This window comes from Pseudomonas sp. W5-36, assembly GCF_046540455.1.
Classification (GTDB): Bacteria; Pseudomonadota; Gammaproteobacteria; order Pseudomonadales; family Pseudomonadaceae; genus Aquipseudomonas; species Aquipseudomonas graminis_B.
Genome location: NZ_JAXCIQ010000014.1, coordinates 129,101 through 148,668, shown reverse-complemented (window position 1 = coordinate 148,668; position 19,568 = coordinate 129,101). Strand labels below are relative to the sequence as shown.

Annotated in this window: 18 protein-coding genes; 12 read left to right on the top strand and 6 right to left on the bottom strand. The window is 59.1% G+C overall.

Annotated features, from left to right (window positions below):
- Positions 1-513 precede the first annotated feature (513 nt).
- Positions 514-1,731 (top strand): alanine transaminase, encoded by a 1,218-nt coding sequence (gene alaC / locus SLW74_RS20670; RefSeq protein WP_410929935.1) that lies wholly within the window; start codon positions 514-516, stop codon positions 1,729-1,731.
- Positions 1,732-1,837: 106 nt separating this feature from the next.
- Here the strand turns inward: alaC and SLW74_RS20665 are convergent, their stop codons facing one another.
- The 3 genes from SLW74_RS20665 to SLW74_RS20655 form a co-directional block, all read right to left on the bottom strand.
- Positions 1,838-2,260 carry a hypothetical protein gene (locus tag SLW74_RS20665; RefSeq protein ID WP_410929934.1) on the bottom strand — a complete coding sequence of 141 codons (423 nt, stop codon included), beginning with the start codon at positions 2,258-2,260 and terminating at the stop codon, positions 1,838-1,840.
- Positions 2,261-2,600: 340 nt separating this feature from the next.
- Entirely contained in the window at positions 2,601-3,338 is a 738-nt protein-coding gene (locus SLW74_RS20660) for a hypothetical protein (protein ID WP_410929933.1), read from the bottom strand.
- Between the two features lie 405 nt (positions 3,339-3,743).
- Positions 3,744-3,980 carry a hypothetical protein gene (locus tag SLW74_RS20655; protein WP_065991268.1) on the bottom strand — a complete coding sequence of 79 codons (237 nt, stop codon included), beginning with the start codon at positions 3,978-3,980 and terminating at the stop codon, positions 3,744-3,746.
- Between the two features lie 583 nt (positions 3,981-4,563).
- On the opposite strand from SLW74_RS20655, the gene glyA reads away from it, so the two are divergent.
- The 9 genes from glyA to SLW74_RS20610 all read left to right on the top strand — a co-directional run bounded on the left by glyA (position 4,564) and on the right by SLW74_RS20610 (position 14,914).
- Complete coding sequence (gene glyA, locus SLW74_RS20650; RefSeq protein WP_192134982.1) at positions 4,564-5,817, top strand: serine hydroxymethyltransferase; 1,254 nt, start codon at positions 4,564-4,566, stop codon at positions 5,815-5,817.
- Positions 5,818-5,832: 15 nt separating this feature from the next.
- The gene (locus SLW74_RS20645; protein ID WP_065991270.1) at positions 5,833-7,083 is read left to right on the top strand and encodes a sarcosine oxidase subunit beta family protein; all 1,251 of its coding nucleotides are present in this window, start codon (positions 5,833-5,835) and stop codon (positions 7,081-7,083) included.
- 14 nt (positions 7,084-7,097) lie between these two features.
- Entirely contained in the window at positions 7,098-7,412 is a 315-nt protein-coding gene (locus tag SLW74_RS20640; RefSeq protein WP_410929932.1) for a sarcosine oxidase subunit delta, read from the top strand.
- The gene (locus SLW74_RS20635) at positions 7,409-10,429 is read left to right on the top strand and encodes a sarcosine oxidase subunit alpha (protein WP_410929931.1); all 3,021 of its coding nucleotides are present in this window, start codon (positions 7,409-7,411) and stop codon (positions 10,427-10,429) included. Before SLW74_RS20640 ends, SLW74_RS20635 begins: the two co-directional genes overlap by 4 nt.
- A gap of 153 nt (positions 10,430-10,582) precedes the next feature.
- Complete coding sequence (locus tag SLW74_RS20630; protein WP_410929930.1) at positions 10,583-11,215, top strand: sarcosine oxidase subunit gamma; 633 nt, start codon at positions 10,583-10,585, stop codon at positions 11,213-11,215.
- Positions 11,216-11,247: 32 nt separating this feature from the next.
- Positions 11,248-12,105 carry a formyltetrahydrofolate deformylase gene (purU, locus tag SLW74_RS20625; protein ID WP_065991274.1) on the top strand — a complete coding sequence of 286 codons (858 nt, stop codon included), beginning with the start codon at positions 11,248-11,250 and terminating at the stop codon, positions 12,103-12,105.
- Positions 12,106-12,286: 181 nt separating this feature from the next.
- Positions 12,287-13,486 carry a formaldehyde dehydrogenase, glutathione-independent gene (gene fdhA / locus SLW74_RS20620; RefSeq protein ID WP_065991275.1) on the top strand — a complete coding sequence of 400 codons (1,200 nt, stop codon included), beginning with the start codon at positions 12,287-12,289 and terminating at the stop codon, positions 13,484-13,486.
- A gap of 186 nt (positions 13,487-13,672) precedes the next feature.
- Positions 13,673-14,263 carry a DUF1190 domain-containing protein gene (locus SLW74_RS20615; protein WP_410929929.1) on the top strand — a complete coding sequence of 197 codons (591 nt, stop codon included), beginning with the start codon at positions 13,673-13,675 and terminating at the stop codon, positions 14,261-14,263.
- Positions 14,264-14,350: 87 nt separating this feature from the next.
- Positions 14,351-14,914 (top strand): DUF2780 domain-containing protein, encoded by a 564-nt coding sequence (locus SLW74_RS20610; protein ID WP_410929928.1) that lies wholly within the window; start codon positions 14,351-14,353, stop codon positions 14,912-14,914.
- Between the two features lie 48 nt (positions 14,915-14,962).
- On the opposite strand, the gene SLW74_RS20605 is transcribed toward SLW74_RS20610, so the two are convergent.
- Positions 14,963-15,850, bottom strand: a complete 888-nt coding sequence (locus SLW74_RS20605) for an acyltransferase (RefSeq protein ID WP_410929927.1) — start codon at positions 15,848-15,850, stop codon at positions 14,963-14,965.
- Between the two features lie 218 nt (positions 15,851-16,068).
- Here SLW74_RS20605 and SLW74_RS20600 point away from each other — a divergent pair, with 218 nt between their 5' ends.
- On the top strand, positions 16,069-16,569 hold the full coding sequence (locus SLW74_RS20600) for an ATP-dependent zinc protease (RefSeq protein WP_065991278.1): 501 nt from the start codon (positions 16,069-16,071) through the stop codon (positions 16,567-16,569).
- A gap of 282 nt (positions 16,570-16,851) precedes the next feature.
- Positions 16,852-17,220 (top strand): hypothetical protein, encoded by a 369-nt coding sequence (locus SLW74_RS20595; protein WP_065991279.1) that lies wholly within the window; start codon positions 16,852-16,854, stop codon positions 17,218-17,220.
- Positions 17,221-17,332: 112 nt separating this feature from the next.
- Here the strand turns inward: SLW74_RS20595 and SLW74_RS20590 are convergent, their stop codons facing one another.
- Together SLW74_RS20590 and SLW74_RS20585 are read right to left on the bottom strand one after the other, a co-directional pair.
- Positions 17,333-17,962, bottom strand: a complete 630-nt coding sequence (locus SLW74_RS20590) for a glutathione S-transferase family protein (protein ID WP_065991280.1) — start codon at positions 17,960-17,962, stop codon at positions 17,333-17,335.
- Between the two features lie 106 nt (positions 17,963-18,068).
- Positions 18,069-19,382 (bottom strand): MFS transporter, encoded by a 1,314-nt coding sequence (locus tag SLW74_RS20585; RefSeq protein ID WP_192134966.1) that lies wholly within the window; start codon positions 19,380-19,382, stop codon positions 18,069-18,071.
- Positions 19,383-19,568: the final 186 nt, after the last annotated feature.

Below are 19,568 nucleotides of genomic sequence, written 5' to 3'. Positions count from 1 at the left end.
TACTTTTGATCGTATGCTTTTTCATGGGCTCGCCCTCGCTGTCGTTGGCTTCTTAAGAATGCCACCGTGGCGCTACTGACGCCTCGGCTTGGGCGAGTCCATCCAATTACTGTCGAACTCGGTGTGTCAGTGGGACCTGCTTCAGCCGGGAAGAGGCCAGTGAGAACGCCATCAGTTTGCGGCGTGACGCCTGATGCCTTCCCGGCTAAAGCCGGTCCTACTGTCGAACTCGGTGTGTCAGTGGGACCTGCTTCCGCCGGGAAGAGGCCAGTGAGAACGCCATCAGTTTGCGGCGTGACGCCTGATGCCTTCCCGGCTAAAACCGGTCCTACTGTCGAACTCGGTGTGTTAGTGGGACCGGCTTCAGCCGGGAAGAGGCCTGTGTGAGCACCATCAGTTTCTCGGTGTCGCTCTAGACAAACCGCCGTCACCGCCCGTATCTTCCGCCTCAGGCCACCGCAGTGGCCAGCGTCGCTCGGACGGTTCCGGGCGCTTACGTCTTCAGAGGTTTCCATGGCAGACCAAGGTTCGCCGCGCCGCTTTGCGCGCATCGATCGACTCCCCCCTTACGTGTTCAACATCACCGCCGAGCTGAAAATGGCTGCGCGTCGTCGTGGTGAGGACATCATCGACCTGAGCATGGGCAACCCCGACGGGGCAACGCCGCCGCACATCGTCGAGAAACTGGTCACCGTCGCCCAACGTGAAGACACTCACGGCTACTCGACTTCGCGTGGCATCCCGCGCCTGCGTCGGGCGATTTCCAGCTGGTATAAAAAACGCTACGACGTCGACATCGACCCAGAAGATGAAGCCATCGTCACCATCGGCTCCAAGGAAGGCCTGGCGCACTTGATGCTCGCCACGCTGGATCAGGGCGACACCGTCCTGGTGCCGAACCCCAGTTACCCGATTCACATCTACGGCGCCGTGATCGCCGGCGCCCAGGTGCGCTCCGTGCCACTGGTGCCGGGCGTGGACTTCTTCGCCGAGCTGGAGAAAGCCATTCGCGGCTCGATCCCCAAACCGAAGATGATGATTCTGGGTTTCCCGTCCAATCCGACCGCTCAATGCGTCGAGCTGGATTTTTTCGAGCGCGTCGTTGCCCTTGCCAAACAGTACGACGTGCTGGTGGTTCACGACCTTGCCTACGCCGACATTGTCTACGACGGCTGGAAAGCCCCGTCGATCATGCAGGTCCCAGGCGCCAAGGACATTGCGGTGGAGTTTTTCACCCTGTCCAAGAGCTACAACATGGCCGGCTGGCGCATCGGCTTCATGGTCGGCAATCCCGAGCTGGTCAATGCGCTGGCGCGGATCAAGAGCTACCACGACTACGGCACGTTCACGCCGCTGCAAGTCGCCGCCATCGCTGCGCTGGAAGGCGATCAACAGTGCGTGCTCGACATCGCCGAGCAGTACCGCCAACGTCGTAACGTGCTGGTCAAAGGCCTGCACGAACTGGGCTGGATGGTCGAAAACCCGAAAGCGTCGATGTACGTCTGGGCCAAGATTCCCGAGGCTTATGCGCACCTGGGGTCACTTGAGTTCGCGAAGAAACTGCTGGCCGAAGCCAAAGTCTGCGTGTCGCCTGGCGTCGGTTTTGGTGAATATGGCGACGACCATGTGCGCTTTGCGCTTATCGAGAATCAGGACCGCATCCGTCAGGCTGTACGCGGTATTCGCGGGATGTTCAGGGCGGATGGACTGCTGCCTGGGAAGTTGCTCTGATTCAATTATCAACTCTCCCTTGCAGTAGCAGGGGAGAGCTTAGGTTTTGCAAGCGTTTACACTTCATCGGTGACTCGTCGATCCTGTGAGGGTGGCGAAGTGGCGGTCACGATTTGGCCGGATCCTCCACGGTCTCAACGAGAAGCCTGACGACTGCCGTGTCTGTGCGTTCATCAAAAATAACTGTTTTATTGTAGACTTTATATTTGGTCGTAAAGTCGATGTGAATGTAGTCCTCGGCCTGAACCTGAAAGTAAAAGCCGTCAGTGATGCGATCAACCTCTGGTTTTTCGGTCGTCTTTTTTTGGCCTCCGGGTGTAGTGGCGTTATAGGCTACAGCGACTTCCCCTGTTGACGGGATGTAGGTGAAAACTCTGTATAAAACTACTTGTTCTCCGCCTCCGCCACCTTCAGGGTCTATCCATGAGTACCAGTCGCCAGGATAAACATAAAACAAGCCCTCATTGATCGAGAGGGGGGCCGCTGTTAGCTCTATATACTGTTTTTTATCGTTATTTGTGCCAGTCATGTCGTCAGTCCTTTTGAGCTTGGATGAATATCAAATTCACATGCGTTAATAAGTCTGGCGCTTTGTTCAGACTTAACTTAGTGGATCAAGCAGTAATTTTCAGCTTTGAAGCGGGTCATTCCAAATCGATGCACTTCCAACGTAGGCCGATGCGCCAAGCACGTCTACTGTCAGAAATGACAGGTGATGCCGCCGCTGGTAGCGCCGCTGGGCGCAACGAGAGTGAATTTGCGGTGCCCCAGAAGTATTGCCGAGCGTTGCCAAAAAGGTCTGATTGCGACATTTGGTGCACATGTTCCGGGATGCGGATGGATTACGCCTAAAAACGGCATGTCGTCACTCATTTGCCGAGGTCATGGCGGGACCTCGGCACATCCGGTAGCGGCATATGCTTGAGAATCGGTGATGAGGGTAATTCGGGATGTGTGGTGATGCCATAGACGACCGACAGCTTATTGGAACTGTTCTCTGCATAGTAATCACCGGGCGCGGCACATCGAGTTGCTTCGGCTTCCGTGACTGTTTTTGAGTAACTACGTCCCTCAACAGTACGGATGTTGACCGAGACTTGGCGGTCTTCGGACACTCTGAAAGTTCTGTCCATCACAATGTCTTCTTCAGAGGGACTTACGTAAAAAGTCGAGCCTTTTGGAAGATACAGCGCAAGGTCGGATTCGACGGACTGCGGTGCCGCGATGGGCGGTAGTTCCCATAAGTAGATATCGGCGACCACTTCTGCGTCCGGATAGGAAATGATCTTGAGAATGACCGAATAGTACCCGCCGTCCTGATGAACGATGTCTTGCGGGGTCGCATAAAGCCTGGCATCGCCCACTGCGACTGTGGCCGAAAGAACTTCGTCCGAATCCTCGACGTAGACGGCAATCAGCGCCTCAGCTGAGTTCAGTTCGCGAATAATCCTCAGCTTGACCGAGCCTTCTATATCCACCGTATGAAACACGCCTTGAGTCAGAAAGAGCAACGGCTCAGTAGCAGGCCCCTGCCGACTGACGTGTTTCCCCCTCAGGCTTTTCCACAACTGGGGAGTTAGCGTATGCGACCTTGCGATTGTGCCCATGATCATTCCCTTGATTGAGTAGCTGGCATTCCGTTTACCCAAAAGTAAGCCCGTCATCGCTATTTGAATACTGTCAGTTTTGACAGTCCCCGTGCCCATTGGGCTGAGGTGTTTTAGAGCGCTGATGATTCGCAGGATGTTCCGGGCGGATGGGTTGTTGTCTGTAAAACCGGCCTGATTAGCTGAAAAACTCTCCCCCGACAGTAAGCGAGAGAGTTCGCAAGATGCAAAATTCTACGATGAGCTCGTCTGCGAGGACCGTCACTTAATGCTAATAATTTCATTGCTTTAGTTAAGGAGTGGTAATTGTAATCGCAGTGGGCTTGTTCGCAGAAGGTTGCCCAATTTTAACTATGTTTCTTATTGCCTAGTGAGCCAGGAGGGCGGCTCGGCTCACGCAGCCTTTTACGGATGAGCAATAACTTGAGGAGATGAAGTCAAGTACACGAAGTACTGTGTTGTGATGGAGCTATCACCTTCTATATGCGCCAACCCTTTTCGTATTACCGTGTACACGTCGGGGCTCACAAAGGAAACTGTCAGGAGATCACCTTGGCTGAGCGCCGCAAAGGTCCAGTCTTGCAAAGGTGCTTCGCCTTTATACACATCATTTACATAAATTTTCGCAGGGATATTAGCCATGGTGGTTATCCTTCTTACAGTGTGGTGATGCCCAGATACGGGTATGCGTCAGGGGATAGTTTTCGAAAGCATTTTGGCGCAGAGTGCTGTTGTTGATTGGGGCAGGGCTAATATGAGCCAGCCGTGCTTTATCAAGTTTGCTTCATAGCTATCGTGAAGCTTTGCCGCGATTCAACGACTTACGCCTGAGCTGCAATTTGACTTTAGGCCTGCGGGTAAGGCGCGTCTACTGTCAGAAATGACAGGTATTGTGGCCGTTCGTCGGATGTCGAGTGGGCTTGAAGTTGAAAATTTGAACACCCGGTCGCGCAACCGCTTCTAGTCAACAACCGCTTCTAACTGTGAAATCGTTCGACCAAGACTTCCCGGCTCAGCCGGGGCTTTCACGTGCACTGCGCATCCTCGCAGGAGCATTACCTATCCTGCGCAACCAATGCTCCTGCCTAACCCATGTCGTAAACGCGCCTTTGTGTGGCGTGCGTAGGCATCTGGGCTGTCAGCGTCAGCCATACCATCGTGGCCAAAGGGCAGTTCAAGGCCCTGTCGATCATTCAGGCGCCGCGCCGCCGCTGGGAGAACCGCGATGTTCAGCAAGCAAGACCAGATTCAGGGTTATGACGATGCACTGTTGGCCGCGATCAGTGCCGAGGAGCAGCGTCAGGAAGACCACATCGAGCTGATCGCCTCGGAGAACTACACCAGCAAGCGCGTGATGCAGGCTCAGGGCAGCGGCCTGACCAACAAATACGCCGAGGGTTATCCCGGCAAACGTTATTACGGCGGCTGCGAGCACGTCGATAAGGTCGAGCAACTGGCGATCGATCGCGCCAAGCTCCTGTTCGGCGCCGATTACGCCAACGTCCAGCCGCATTCCGGTTCGTCGGCCAACAGCGCGGTTTACCTGGCGCTGCTGCAAGCGGGTGACACCTTGCTGGGCATGAGTCTGGCCCATGGCGGTCACCTGACCCACGGCGCCAAAGTGTCGTCCTCGGGCAAGCTGTACAACGCCGTTCAATACGGCATCGACGTTGCCACTGGCCTGATCGATTACGACGAAGTCGAGCGACTGGCCGTCGAGCACAAACCGAAGATGATCGTTGCCGGTTTCTCGGCCTACTCCAAAACCCTGGATTTCCCGCGCTTCCGCCAGATCGCCGACAAAGTGGGCGCGCTGCTGTTTGTCGACATGGCCCACGTCGCCGGTCTGGTCGCTGCCGGCTTGTACCCGAACCCGCTGCCGTACGCCGATGTGGTCACCACCACCACCCACAAAACCCTGCGCGGTCCACGTGGCGGTTTGATCCTGGCCAAAGCCAACGAAGAGATCGAGAAGAAGCTCAATTCCGCCGTGTTCCCGGGTGCCCAGGGCGGCCCGCTGATGCACGTGATTGCCGGCAAGGCCGTCTGCTTCAAAGAAGCCATGGAGCCCGGTTTCAAAGCCTATCAACAGCAAGTGATCGACAACGCCCAGGCCATGGCGCAGGTGTTCATTGATCGCGGTTACGACGTAGTTTCGGGCGGGACCGATAACCACCTGTTCCTCGTCAGCCTGATCCGTCAGGGCCTGACCGGGAAAGATGCCGACGCGGCCCTCGGTCGCTCGCACATCACCGTCAACAAGAACGCCGTGCCGAACGATCCGCAGTCGCCGTTCGTGACGTCGGGCCTGCGCATCGGCACCCCCGCCGTGACCACGCGCGGTTTCAAAGTTACTCAGTGCATCACGCTGGCCGGCTGGATCTGCGACATCCTCGACAATCTCGGCGACGCCGATGTCGAGGCCAACGTTGCCGAGCAGGTCTCCGCGCTGTGCGCCGATTTCCCGGTTTACCGCTGAGTCAGGAGTCGCACCATGCAGCATTACTCGGGCTTCGGCCTCTTCAAACACTCCCTCAGCCACCACGAAAACTGGCAGCGCATGTGGCGCACGCCGACCCCGAAAAAGGTCTACGACGTCGTGATTGTGGGCGGCGGCGGCCATGGTCTGGCAACGGCCTATTACCTGGCCAAAGAGCACGGCATCACCAATGTGGCTGTGGTCGAAAAAGGCTGGTTGGGCGGCGGTAATACCGCGCGCAACACCACCATCGTGCGTTCCAACTACCTGTGGGACGAATCCGCGCACTTGTACGAACACGCGATGAAACTGTGGGAAGGCCTTTCCCAAGACATCAATTACAACGTCATGTTCTCCCAGCGCGGCGTGTACAACCTGTGCCACACCCTGCAGGACATGCGTGATTCCGAGCGCCGCGTCAGCGCCAACCGCTTGAACGGCGTCGATGGCGAGCTGCTCAACGGCAAGCAAGTGGCTGAAGAAATTCCGTACCTCGACTGCTCGAAAAACACCCGCTACCCGATTATCGGCGCCACCGTGCAACGTCGCGGCGGTGTGGCGCGTCATGACGCCGTGGCCTGGGGCTATGCCCGTGCCGCCGATGCGTTGGGCGTGGACCTGATTCAACAGACCGAAGTGACCGGCTTCCGCAAGGAAAACGGCGTGTGCATCGGCGTTGAAACCAACAAGGGCTTCATCGGCGCCAAGCGCGTCGGCGTGGTGACGGCCGGCAACTCTGGCCACATGGCCAAGCTCGCCGGTTTCCGTCTGCCGGTGGAATCCCATCCGCTGCAAGCGCTCGTATCGGAGCCGATCAAACCCATCATCGACAGCGTGATCATGTCCAACGCCGTACACGGTTATATCAGCCAGTCCGACAAGGGCGATCTGGTGATCGGTGCCGGTATCGACAGCTGGATCGGCTACGGCCAGCGCGGCTCGTACCCGGTGATCGAGCACACCATTCAGGCCATCGTCGAGATGTTCCCGGTGCTGTCGCGGGTGCGCATGAACCGCCAGTGGGGCGGCATCGTCGACACCACGCCGGACGCCTGCCCGATCATTTCCAAGACGCCTGTGCCGAACATGTTCTTCAACTGCGGTTGGGGCACGGGTGGCTTCAAGGCCACCCCGGGCTCGGGCAACGTGTTTGCTGCAAGCCTGGCTAAGGGCGAAATGCACCCGCTGGCCAAACCCTTCTCAATCGACCGGTTCCATAACGGCGCATTGATTGATGAACACGGCGCTGCAGCCGTAGCCCACTAACAGAGGACTTTCCCATGTTGCACATCTTCTGTCCTCACTGTGGCGAACTGCGCTCCGAAGAGGAATTCCACGTCTCCGGTCAGGCCCATATCCCGCGTCCGCTGGACCCAGTGGTCTGCACCGATGAAGAGTGGGGCGATTACATGTTCTTCCGCGACAACCCGCGCGGCCTGCACCACGAGTTGTGGATTCACGCGGCGGGTTGCCGGCAGTACTTCAACACCACGCGTGACACCGTGACCTACGAAATTCTCGAAACCTATCCGATCGGCACGCAGCCTCAGTTCGTCAATCCTGCGCCTGCGATCAGAAAGGGGGATCAGGTATGAGCCAGTCCAATCGCCTGCCCAACGGCGGCCGCATCGATCGCAGCAAGGTTTTGAATTTCAACTTCAACGGCCAGACCTATCAGGGCTTTGAAGGCGACACACTGGCCGCCGCCTTGCTCGCCAATGGTGTCGACATCATCGGCCGCAGCTTCAAGTATTCGCGGCCTCGCGGCATTTTCGCGGCAGGTTCCGAAGAGCCGAACGCGGCGCTGCAGATCGGCGCCACCGAAGCCACGCAGATCCCCAACGTGCGCGCCACGCAACAGGCGCTCTATTCGGGCCTCGTCGCCACCAGCACCAACGGCTGGCCGAGCGTGAACACCGACATGATGGGCATTCTCGGCAAGGTCGGCGGCAAGCTGATGCCGCCGGGTTTCTACTACAAAACCTTCATGTACCCGCAGTCGTTCTGGATGACCTACGAGAAGTACATCCGCAAGGCAGCGGGCCTCGGGCGTTCGCCGACCGAGCTGGATCCGGACACCTACGACAACATGAACCAGCACTGCGACGTGCTGGTGGTCGGCGCCGGTCCTGCAGGTCTGGCCGCTGCCCTGGCGGCTGCGCGCAGCGGTGCTCGGGTCATCCTGGCGGACGAGCAGGAAGAATTCGGCGGCAGCCTGTTGGACAGCCGCGAAAGTCTGGACGGCAAACCGGCAGCGGAATGGGTAGCGACGGTGGTGGCCGAACTCAAAGGCCTGCCCAACGTCACCCTGCTGCCGCGCGCCACGGTGAACGGCTATCACGACCACAATTTCCTGACCATTCACGAGCGGCTCACCGATCATCTGGGCGACCGCGCACCGATCGGCCAGGTACGTCAGCGCATGCACCGGGTTCGCGCCCAGCGCGTGGTGCTGGCGACCGGCACCCACGAGCGTCCGCTGGTTTACGGCAACAACGATGTACCGGGCAACATGCTGGCCGGCGCGGTCTCCACTTACGTGCGCCGTTATGGCGTGGCGCCGGGCAAGAAACTGGTGCTGTCGACCAACAACGATTACGCCTATCGCGTGGCGCTGGACTGGCTCGACGCTGGTCTGCACGTGGTGGCCGTCGCCGATGCGCGTCACAACCCGCGCGGTGCGTTAGTGGAAGAGGCCCGCGCCAAAGGCATTCGGATCCTGACCGGCAGCGCCGTGGTGGAAGCCCGTGGCAGCAAGCGCGTCAGTGCCGCCCGCGTGGCCGCCATCGACGTTAAAGCCCACAAAGTCGCCAGCCCTGGCGAATGGCTCGACTGCGATCTGGTTGCCAGTTCCGGTGGCTACAGCCCGATTGTTCACTTGGCTTCGCACCTCGGTGGCAAGCCGGTCTGGCGCGAAGATATCCTCGGTTTCGTGCCGGGCGAAGCGCCGCAGAAACGTGTCTGCGTCGGCGGTGTAAATGGCGTTTACGCGCTCGGCGACTCGCTGGCCGACGGTTTTGAAGGGGGTGTTCGTGCCGCCAGTGAAGCCGGTTTCAAACCGGTCGAAGGCGTACTGCCGAAAGCGCTGAGCCGCGTGGAAGAACCGACCCTGGCGCTGTTTCAGGTACCGCACGAAAAGGGCACTGCGCGGGCGCCGAAGCAATTCGTCGACCTGCAGAATGACGTCACCGCAGCGGCCATCGAGCTGGCGACCCGCGAGGGTTTCGAGTCCGTCGAGCACGTCAAACGCTACACCGCGCTGGGTTTCGGTACCGACCAGGGCAAGCTCGGCAACGTCAACGGCCTGGCCATCGCGGCCCGCTCGCTGAACGTGTCGATCCCGGAAATGGGCACCACCATGTTCCGCCCGAACTACACGCCGGTGACCTTCGGCGCCATCGCAGGCCGTCACTGCGGTCACGTCTTCGAGCCTGTGCGCTTCACCGCGCTGCATGCCTGGCACGTGAAGAACGGCGCTGAATTCGAAGACGTCGGTCAGTGGAAACGTCCGTGGTATTTCCCGAAAGCCGGTGAAGATATCCACGCCGCCGTGCGCCGCGAATGCAAGGCTGTGCGCGACAGCGTCGGTCTGCTGGACGCATCGACACTGGGCAAGATCGACATTCAAGGCCCGGATGCGCGGGAATTTCTGAACCGGATCTACACCAACGCCTGGACCAAACTGGACGTGGGCAAGGCCCGTTACGGCCTGATGTGCAAGGAAGACGGCATGGTCTTCGACGATGGCGTGACCGCCTGCATCGCCGATAACCACTTCATCATGACCACCACGACCGGTGGCGCCGCACGCGTGCTGCAGTGGCTGGAAATCTATCAACAGACCGAATGGCCGGACCTGAAGGTGTACTTCACCTCCGTCACCGATCACTACGCGACCCTGACCCTGTCCGGGCCGAACAGCCGCAAGCTGCTCAGCGAAGTGACCGACATCGACCTGGGCCGTGAAGCGTTTCCGTTCATGACCTGGAAAGAGGGGCTGGTGGCCGGTGTGCCGGCGCGAGTGTTCCGGATTTCGTTTACCGGTGAGCTTTCCTACGAAGTGAACATCCAGGCCGACTACGCCATGGGCGTTCTGGAAAAAATCGCCGAAGCCGGCAAACAGTACAACCTGACCCCGTACGGCACTGAAACCATGCACGTCCTGCGCGCCGAAAAGGGCTTCATCATCGTCGGCCAGGACACCGACGGTTCGATGACCCCGGACGATTTGAATATGGGCTGGTGTGTCGGCCGCACCAAGCCGTTCTCGTGGATCGGCCAGCGCGGCATGAATCGAGAGGACTGCGTGCGGGAAGATCGCAAGCAACTCGTCGGCCTGAAGCCGGTTGATCCGACCCAGTGGCTGCCGGAAGGCGCGCAACTGGTGTTCGATCCGAAGCAGTCGATCCCGATGAAGATGGTAGGTCACGTGACGTCGAGTTATGCGGCGAACTCGCTGGGTTATTCGTTCGCCATGGGTGTGGTGAAGGGCGGGCTGAAGCGCATGGGCGAGAGGGTGTTTGCGCCCTTGGCGGATGGGTCGGTGATCGAGGCGGAGATTGTGTCCTCGGTGTTCTTCGATCCGAAGGGTGATCAACAGAACGTGGAGTAAGTCTTGGCTTGCTTATATCCCTGTGGGAGTGAGCTTGCTCGCGATGGCGTGAGATCAGGCATACATCTGGTGACTGATACACCGCGATCGCGAGCAAGCTCACTCCTACGGGAACGTGTTCACTGAAACAACAGAATTCAACACAGGTGCTCTATGACCACAGCCAACGTTTACCAACAGCGGCCAGCGACCGACGCCAAAGCCGAGTCGCCGCTGTTTCATGCTGACCTTCAGAGCCTGATCGGCAAAGGCCGCAGCAATCCGGGCGTCGTGCTGCGGGAGAAAAAACTGCTCGGCCATCTGACCATCCGTGGCAATGGGCACGATCCGGCGTTCGCGGCCGGCGTGCACAAGGCGCTGGGCATGGAACTGCCGGGCGCGCTGGCGCTGGTCTCAAGCGGCGATAGCTCGATCCAGTGGCTGGGCCCGGATGAGTGGCTGCTGATCGTGCCGACCGGTGAAGAGTTCGCCGTCGAGCAGAAGCTGCGCGAAGCGCTCGCCGGTTTACACATCGCTGTCGTCAACGTCAGCGGCGGGCAATCGCTGCTGGAACTGACCGGCCCGAAGGTCCGCGAAGTGCTGATGAAATCCACCAGCTACGACGTGCACCCGAGCAACTTCCCGGTGGGCAAGGCCATCGGCACGGTATTCGCCAAATCGCAGCTGGTGATACGCCGTACCGGCGAAGACACCTGGGAACTGGTCATCCGCCGAAGCTTCGCCGATTACTGGTGGATGTGGCTGCAGGATGCGAGTGCGGAGTATGGTTTGAGCGTCGCTGCCTGATCCCGGATTGACCACACGATCAAGGAATACCTATGAGCCGCGCCCCCGATACCTGGATTCTGACCGCCGACTGCCCCAGCGTGCTGGGCACGGTGGACGCGGTGACGCGTTATCTCTTCGAGCAGGGCTGTTACGTCACCGAACACCATTCGTTCGATGACCGGCTGTCCAGCCGCTTCTTCATTCGCGTCGAATTTCGCCAACCGGACGGGTTTGACGAAGCGTCTTTCCGTGCAGGCCTGGCCGAGCGCGGCGAATCCTTCGGCATGATCTTCGAACTCACCGCCCCGAACTATCGCCCGAAGGTGGTGATCATGGTGTCCAAGGCCGATCACTGTCTCAACGATCTGCTCTACCGACAGCGCATCAATCAGCTGTCCATGGACGTGGTCGCCGTCGTTTCCAATCACCCGGACCTCGAACCGCTGGCGCGCTGGCACGACATTCCCTACTACCATTTCCCCCTCGACCCCAATGACAAACCGGCCCAGGAAGCCAGGGTGATGAAGGTGATCGAAGACACCGGCGCCGAACTGGTGGTGCTTGCCCGCTACATGCAAGTGCTGTCGCCGGAGCTGTGCCGCAAGCTCGATGGCAAGGCGATCAACATTCATCACTCGCTGCTGCCGGGCTTCAAAGGCGCCAAGCCGTATCACCAGGCCTACAACAAGGGCGTGAAACTGGTCGGCGCGACGGCGCATTACATCAACAACGACCTCGACGAAGGGCCGATCATCGCCCAGGGCGTCGAAGTGGTCGACCACAGTCACTATCCTGAAGACCTGATCGCCAAGGGCCGCGACATCGAAGGCCTGACCCTGGCGCGAGCGGTGGGTTATCACATCGAGCGACGTGTGTTTCTCAATGCCAACAGGACGGTGGTGCTGTAGGGGCTAGTTGCAAGCTTCAAGCTTCAAGCTTCAAGCCGCAAGAGTAAAAGCGGCGTCACTCGCAACACGTTTCGGGCCCATGTAGTGGCAGCAGCGCTTTTGCTTGCTGCTTGAAGCTTGAAGCTTGCGGCTTGAAGCTCACTGATTCACCCAATCAATAACAAATAGAGAGGTGACATGTATGTCTGGTAATCGTGGTGTGGTGTATCTCGGCGCGGGCAAGGTCGAAGTACAGAAAATCGACTATCCCAAGATGCAGGACCCGCGCGGCAAGAAGATCGAGCACGGGGTGATCTTGCGCGTGGTTTCCACCAACATTTGTGGCTCCGATCAACACATGGTGCGTGGCCGAACGACTGCCCAGGTCGGCCTGGTACTGGGTCACGAAATCACCGGTGAGGTGGTCGAGAAAGGCAGCGACGTCGAAAACCTGAAGATCGGTGACCTGGTGTCCGTGCCGTTCAACGTCGCCTGCGGCCGTTGCAGATCCTGCAAAGAGCAACACACCGGCGTCTGCCTGACCGTCAACCCGGCCCGCGCCGGTGGTGCCTACGGTTATGTCGACATGGGCGACTGGACCGGCGGCCAGGCCGAATATGTGCTCGTGCCCTATGCCGACTTCAATCTGCTCAAACTTCCTGATCGCGACAAGGCGATGTCGAAGATTCGCGACCTGACCTGCCTCTCCGACATCCTGCCCACCGGCTACCACGGCGCGGTGACTGCCGGTGTTGGTCCGGGCAGCTCGGTGTACATCGCCGGCGCCGGTCCCGTGGGGCTTGCCGCCGCCGCTTCAGCGCGCTTGCTTGGCGCGGCAGTCGTCATTGTCGGTGACGTCAATCCGGTGCGTCTGGCGCACGCCAAGGCCCAGGGTTTCGAGATCGCCGACCTCTCCAAAGACACCCCGCTGCACGAGCAGATCGCCGATCTGCTGGGCGAGCCTGAAGTGGACTGCGCCGTCGATGCCGTAGGCTTCGAAGCACGTGGCCATGGGCACGCGGGCGCCAAGGCCGAGGCGCCGGCCACCGTACTCAACTCGCTGATGGGCGTGGTTCGCGTCGCCGGCAAGATCGGCATTCCCGGCCTTTACGTGACGGAAGACCCGGGCGCCGTGGACGCTGCCGCCAAGGTCGGCGCACTGAGCATTCGTTTCGGTCTGGGCTGGGCAAAATCCCACAGCTTCCACACCGGCCAGACGCCGGTCATGAAGTACAACCGTCAACTGATGCAGGCGATCATGTGGGACCGCATCAACATTGCCGACGTGGTTGGCGTGGAAGTCATCAGCCTCGACGACGCGCCGCGCGGTTACGGCGAGTTCGATGCCGGTGTGCCGAAGAAATTCGTCATCGACCCGCACAAACTGTTCAGCGCCGCATGATTCTCTGACGCTCTCAAAAGGCGACCTTCGGGTCGCTTTTTTTATGCCTGACGTAGGCCTCTAGTCCGGCATTTGTAGGGCGTTTCTGAAAATGGTTGGGGAGCGTTTGAATTCCATTCCTGCTTGTTTCAGCTGCCTTATCTCCGTGTTATTTGTCCGGCCGGTTTTTCAGGTGGCGGGTCATGCATGCTTGTTTGGTGGGTTAGAACATCGATTCATTTCCTCGTCGCGATGCCGCTCATTGTCTTGCCCGCCACGCTGACGAGCGCTCATCTCGAGCCTGTTTCTTCGGGCTGGGCATCGTCGGAGGTGTTCTTTGAAAACCCCAACGCCTGCGTCTGGGCCGGTATGGCGCCGGCGGTCTGTCAGGCCGGTTACCGCGCCGCTTACCGTCAACATGTGCGCATCGCGCCGACCTACCGTGAGCTGGCGGACTGCGAGGCTGATTTCACCCCGGGTGAGTGTTTCGCTGCCGACGTTTCCCGGCTGTGGTCCCCCTGGCTGTCCGGTTTCGCGATCATCACCCAGGTTCAGGTGAAATCCACCGGAGGTAGCGCCGACCCTCATGTGCGCCTCTTCAGTGAACCGCTATATCGCGGTGCCGATCATCAGGGCGGTACGCGCTTGATCAGCCTGCGCGAGAAGCTTCACAACGGTGAGCATTTCGATAAGGCGTTCATTCGCCACCGGCTCTTGCAGGCGGGCTCGACGGCTGCGGATCAACGGCTGGCGCGGACCTTCGAGCCGCAGCGCTTGTTCTATGTCAGCAAACCCTGAGACCCTGGGTGGAACTTCCCTTCGAGGGGCGGTCCAACGCGTGTTTACCCGGTCATGGCCGGTCTCCTGGCAAACGAGGTTGTTGCGATGAAAGTTTCACTGAGAAATGTACGTGGTGCTGCGCTGGCGAGCCTGATGGCGCTCGCAGTCACGCCGGTCTTCGCTTTCAATCTGAATGACGCGGCCAATGCCGTTTCCAACGCAACCGGCGGTCAGCAAAAGGCAACCGCCGCGCCCGAGGCAGCCGGGCTATTGAACACGCTGGGCACGCAGTTGAACGTCACGCCGGAGCAAGCGGTGGGCGGGACGGGCGCCTTGTTGGGGCTGGCCAAGAACAAGCTCGCCGGCAATGACTATTCGCAACTGAGCAAATCAGTGCCAGGCCTTGATCAACTGGCCGGCACATCGGCTCTCGGCAGCCTGAGTGGTCTTGGCGGTCTGCTGGGCAACTCCGGAAGCAGCAACTCTGCCTTGGATAGTGCGCTGGGCAACGTGCAGAGCATGGGCGATGTGAACAAGGCGTTCAGCGCGCTGGGCATGAACAGCAGCATGGTCAGCCAGTTCGTGCCGGTGATTCTGCAGTACCTCGGTCAGCAAGGCGCGGGCGGTTCAGCGTTGCAGGCGTTGAGTGGCGTCTGGGGCGCCAAGTAATGTAGTTGCAGCGCCCCGGCAATCGGGGCGCCTGCTGCTACGGATGTGCTAAGCAATCGCGCCGCTTAACTCGGCGATTCGCGCATCCTTCTCTTGCCACAGCCGGTTGACCCAGTCCTGCACATACACGCGGAACACCGGGTCATTCTCGTAATCGCCCTGCCACAGCGCAGGGTCGAGTTCGCGGGTCTTGATGTCGACGATCACCCGCGGCACTCGTCCTGATAGCAAGTCCCAGAACCCCGGGATGCGCTCGCTTGGATAAACGACCGTCACGTCGAGCACCGCGTCCAGTTGCTCACCCATCGCCGCCAGTACAAAGGCGACGCCGCCTGCCTTGGGCTTGAGCAAGTAACGATAGGGCGAAGCCTGTTGGGCTTTCTTGGCCGGGGTGACGCGTGTGCCTTCCAGGTAATTCACCACGGTCACGGGCTGACGTTTGAACAGCTCGCATGCCTCGCGGGTGATTTCCAGATCCTTGCCCTTGAGCTCGGGATGCCTGGCCAGAAACGCCTTCGTGTAGCGCTTCATGAACGGGTAATCGAGTGCCCACCATGCCAGCCCCAAAAACGGCACCCAGATCAGTTCTTTCTTTAGGAAGAATTTGAAGAAGGGTGTACGTCGATTCAACGCCTGCACCAGCGCCGGGATGTCTACCCACGACTGATGGTTACCGATGACCAGGTAGGAGGTATCGCCACGCAGGCCTTCGTCGCCGCGGATTTCCCACTGGGTTGGCAGGCAGATTTTGAAAATCAGCTTGTTGATTTCACACCAGGTCTCGGCGATCCACATCACTGCCACCGAGCAGTTGTCGCGCATCTCGCTCTGGAACACCAACTTGAGCAGCGCAAAGACCATCAGTGGGCCGATCAGCACCAGCGTATTGAGCAGAAGCAGCAGCGTGACGGCAATTCCGGTGAGCAGGTGACGCATAAGGCACTCGCGGTCGACAGGGTGGCGCGCAATGATAAGCAGGCCGGGCAGTTGGCGCAAAACCCTGGCGATACCGACGAATGTTTCACGCCTTTGTCAGTAGGCTCCCTATGCTTGGCTCGCTTGGCCCTGAGCGCGAAGCCTGCCGCGAACCATCGGCAGAGTGACGGTCTAAACCGGGCACACGCCCCGCCCATTCATCACGAGGAATCAGATCCGTGAAATCCCTTCTGGCGCTTATGTCTTTGCTGGCGTTGCCTGTCATGGCTGCCGAACCGACGTTGTACGGTCGTTACGAATACATTCAGGTCTCGGAGATCGGCGAGACATTCAAAGCCAAGATGGACACCGGCGCGTTGACCGCATCGCTGTCGGCCAAGGACATCGAACTGTTCAAGCGCGATGGCGATGACTGGGTGCGTTTCCGTCTGGCGACCAAGGACGCCGACAGCAAAGTCTACGAGCACAAGGTGTCGCGCATCAGCCGGATCAAGGGCCGTTCCGAAGGCGACGATGACGAAGAGCCGGCCGATCCCACCAAGCGCCCGGTTGTCGATCTTGAGCTGTGCCTGGGCAACGTGAAACGCACCGTGGAGGTCAACCTCGTCGACCGCAGCCACTTTAACTATCCGTTGCTGATCGGCGCCAAGGCCCTGCGTGAATTCGGCGCGGCGGTGAATCCGGCGCGTCGTTATACGGCCGATAAACCTGAGTGCTGATGGCCGTTTTGATTGCGTCCCCGAGCGATTGCGCGGGACGCTTCAGGCATGCGGCATATGATCCGATTTGATGGCCTACTTATTGGAATAAGTCACGACTGAACGAAACAAGATGAAGCGCTACGACGTCGCGCCGGCCACCTTGAGCATTATGGGGAACCGAGGTCTTCACTCACTCAGAGGCCAAAACGCCGAGTCGCGACGCTTAAAAATGTCATGATGGCGGTCGGCTGGTAGCGCTGGCCTGTATTACACGCAAACTAATGGAATGGACCCTAAAGCATGAAGTGCATCACGTTTGAAAAACTTGTAATCACCGCTGTCGTTGCCGTCAGCATTTCTGGTTGTGGCTCCATTGCGCAACGTACGCAGAGTGACTCGGACTTGCAGGAAAAGGCCGCCTTCGCCCTGAACACCAGCAGCGACAAAATCACTATTTTGTCAAAATCGGCTTCCTTGGAGTCGGTGCGTTTTCAGGTAAAGAGCGATAAGGGAATTTACAATTGTTACTTTACCTCTGTAGTCGTAGTGAACTCGGATGCTATTTGCTCGGGTCCTGTACAGGGCACCGTTCAGTCTGCCCAGACGCAGAAGGAAGCAGCGCAGCCGCAGAACTGTAATGCATTGTTGAAAGCCGCGAAACGCTGCTAAAGACGAAGCAAAAAGGCCGGAGTTATCCGGCCTTTTAGTATGCGATTTTTGCGCCCACCTACTTGCAGGTTAGCGTTTATCTAAAACCTACTCATTGTTGCGTGAACGATTTCTACACAGGCGGCTGAGTCTCTACCATCGATGGCCGCTGACTGACTTCGTAATACCAGTTCGCCAATCGTGGGTAGCTGCTGCGCCAGCCCAGATTGGGCTGGCGGAAATCCAGATAGCCCACCGCGCATGCCACGCTGATCGACGCTACGTCGAAATGCGTACTCAATTCGGTGACGGCTTCGGCTTCGAAATAGGCCAGCGTGCGATCGATTTTCTGCTGCTGGGCGTCGAGCCATTCCGACCAATGTTTTTCCTCGGGCCGCAGAAAGGTCTCGTAGCGGATGAGCAGTGCAGCGTCCAGCAGGGCATCGGCCAGTGAGGCAAGCGTCAATCGCCGCCAGCGCGCCGAGCCTTCCTTGGGAATGAGGGGGTTGCCGACATGCTGTTGATCCAGGTATTCGAGAATCACCCGGCTGTCATGGATCACGTTGTCGTCGGCCAGGCACAGCGCCGGAATTTTTCCGCACGGATTGCCGCGGCAGAGTTCAACGTCGGGGCTCACGGGGGTGAGGGCAACGGCCTTGAGACTGACCCGGCTCGCCTGTCCGGTCTCATGAAGCAAGATCAGCACCTTGCGAGCGAAGGGCGAAGCGGCGTTGTAATACAGCGTCATGCTGGGCGCAGACATGGACATTCCTCTGATCGGCCTGGGCCTCCAGACTAGTCAGGGCCAGGACGCTGCGCAATATCCTGAAGCAATGCCGGGCCGATTTGCGACGGCCCGGACATTGATGTCAGACCGTCGGGACCCCATCGGCCGAATCAGCCGATGATCTGCCGGATTGCGCCGCAGGTGTGCCGGTCAGCAGCGGCTTGGCGACAAACCAGATGATTGTGGCGGCGATAAGATCGAAGGCGGCCAGCGCCACAAACAGCGGGCTGTAGCCGACTTTAGTCACCATGATCCCGAGCACCAGCGTGAACAACGCCGCGCCGAGAAACCCGAACATGCCACCGAGGCCTGTTGCCGTACCCACTTCGTTCTTGCCGAAGGAGTCCGACGTGATTGCGTACAGGGCGCCCGACAGCGTCTGGTGCGCGAAACCTCCGGCGCACAGCAGCGCGATGGCGACATAAGGGCTGTCCACCAGACCGATGCAGCCAGGGCCGATCATGCACAGCGAGCCCAGCACCATCACCATCTTGCGCGACGTGAGCAGGGACACGTTGAAATGCTTGTAGAAAAACGGGCTCAGGTAACCGCCCAGCACGCAGCCGATGTCAGCTGCGAGAAACGGCAGCCAGGCAAACATCGCGATTTCCTTGATGTTCATGTGACGCTCGGTCATCAGGTACAGCGGAATCCAGGCGTTGAACGTCTGCCAGGCCGGCTCTGACAGCATGCGGGCTGACGCGATTGCGTAGAAATTGCGGGTGCCGACGATCTTCTTCCAGCTGGCGTGCTTGGTCGGCGCGTCCTTCAGGTGGGACTCCTGACCGGCAAGAATATAATCGCGCTCCTCGTCACCCAGCAGACGCTGATTGCGCGGGTGTTTGTAGAAGAATAACCAGCCCGCGCTCCACAGCAGGCCCAGCCCGCCGACGATGATGAACGCGATCTGCCAGCCGCTGTGCAGAATCGCCCAGACCACGAGGGGAGGGGCCAGCAAGGCACCGATCGACGAACCGATGTTGAACCAGCCGATGGCAACCGAGCGCTCTTTGGCCGGAAACCATTCGGTGGTTGCTTTGATCGCTGCAGGAAACCCCGCCGCTTCAGTGATGCCCAACAAGCTGCGCAGGAACGCCAGACTCTGCCAGCCGGTGGCCATAGCCGCCGATGCGCACGCCACAGACCAGGCGATGGCGAACACTGCAAAACCGATCTTGGTGCCGATGGCGTCGATCACGTAACCGGCAACCGGCTGCATGAAGGCATAGCCCATCTGCCACGCGATGACGACGTGCGAGTACTGTTCGGTGGAGATGTTCAGCTCGCTCATCATGGTGGGAGCGGCGACGGAGAGGGTATTGCGCGCGAGATAGTTGACGATCAGGCCGCCGGTTATCAGCGCGACCATCCACCAACGGATGCCTTTGATTTTCATCGAGTCCACTCTGGGTATTGTTTTTATTAGGCGGCGATCGTTATACGTCGTCGTATGACTCGATTTAGTCAAAAGCACGTTTTGTTGTCAATGGGAATACCCATAAATTGCCATTGTATTTCTATATGTAACTGGATTGTCACCGGCGGGGCTGGGTTTTTGGCGATCGAGTGCCTAGGGGGCCGT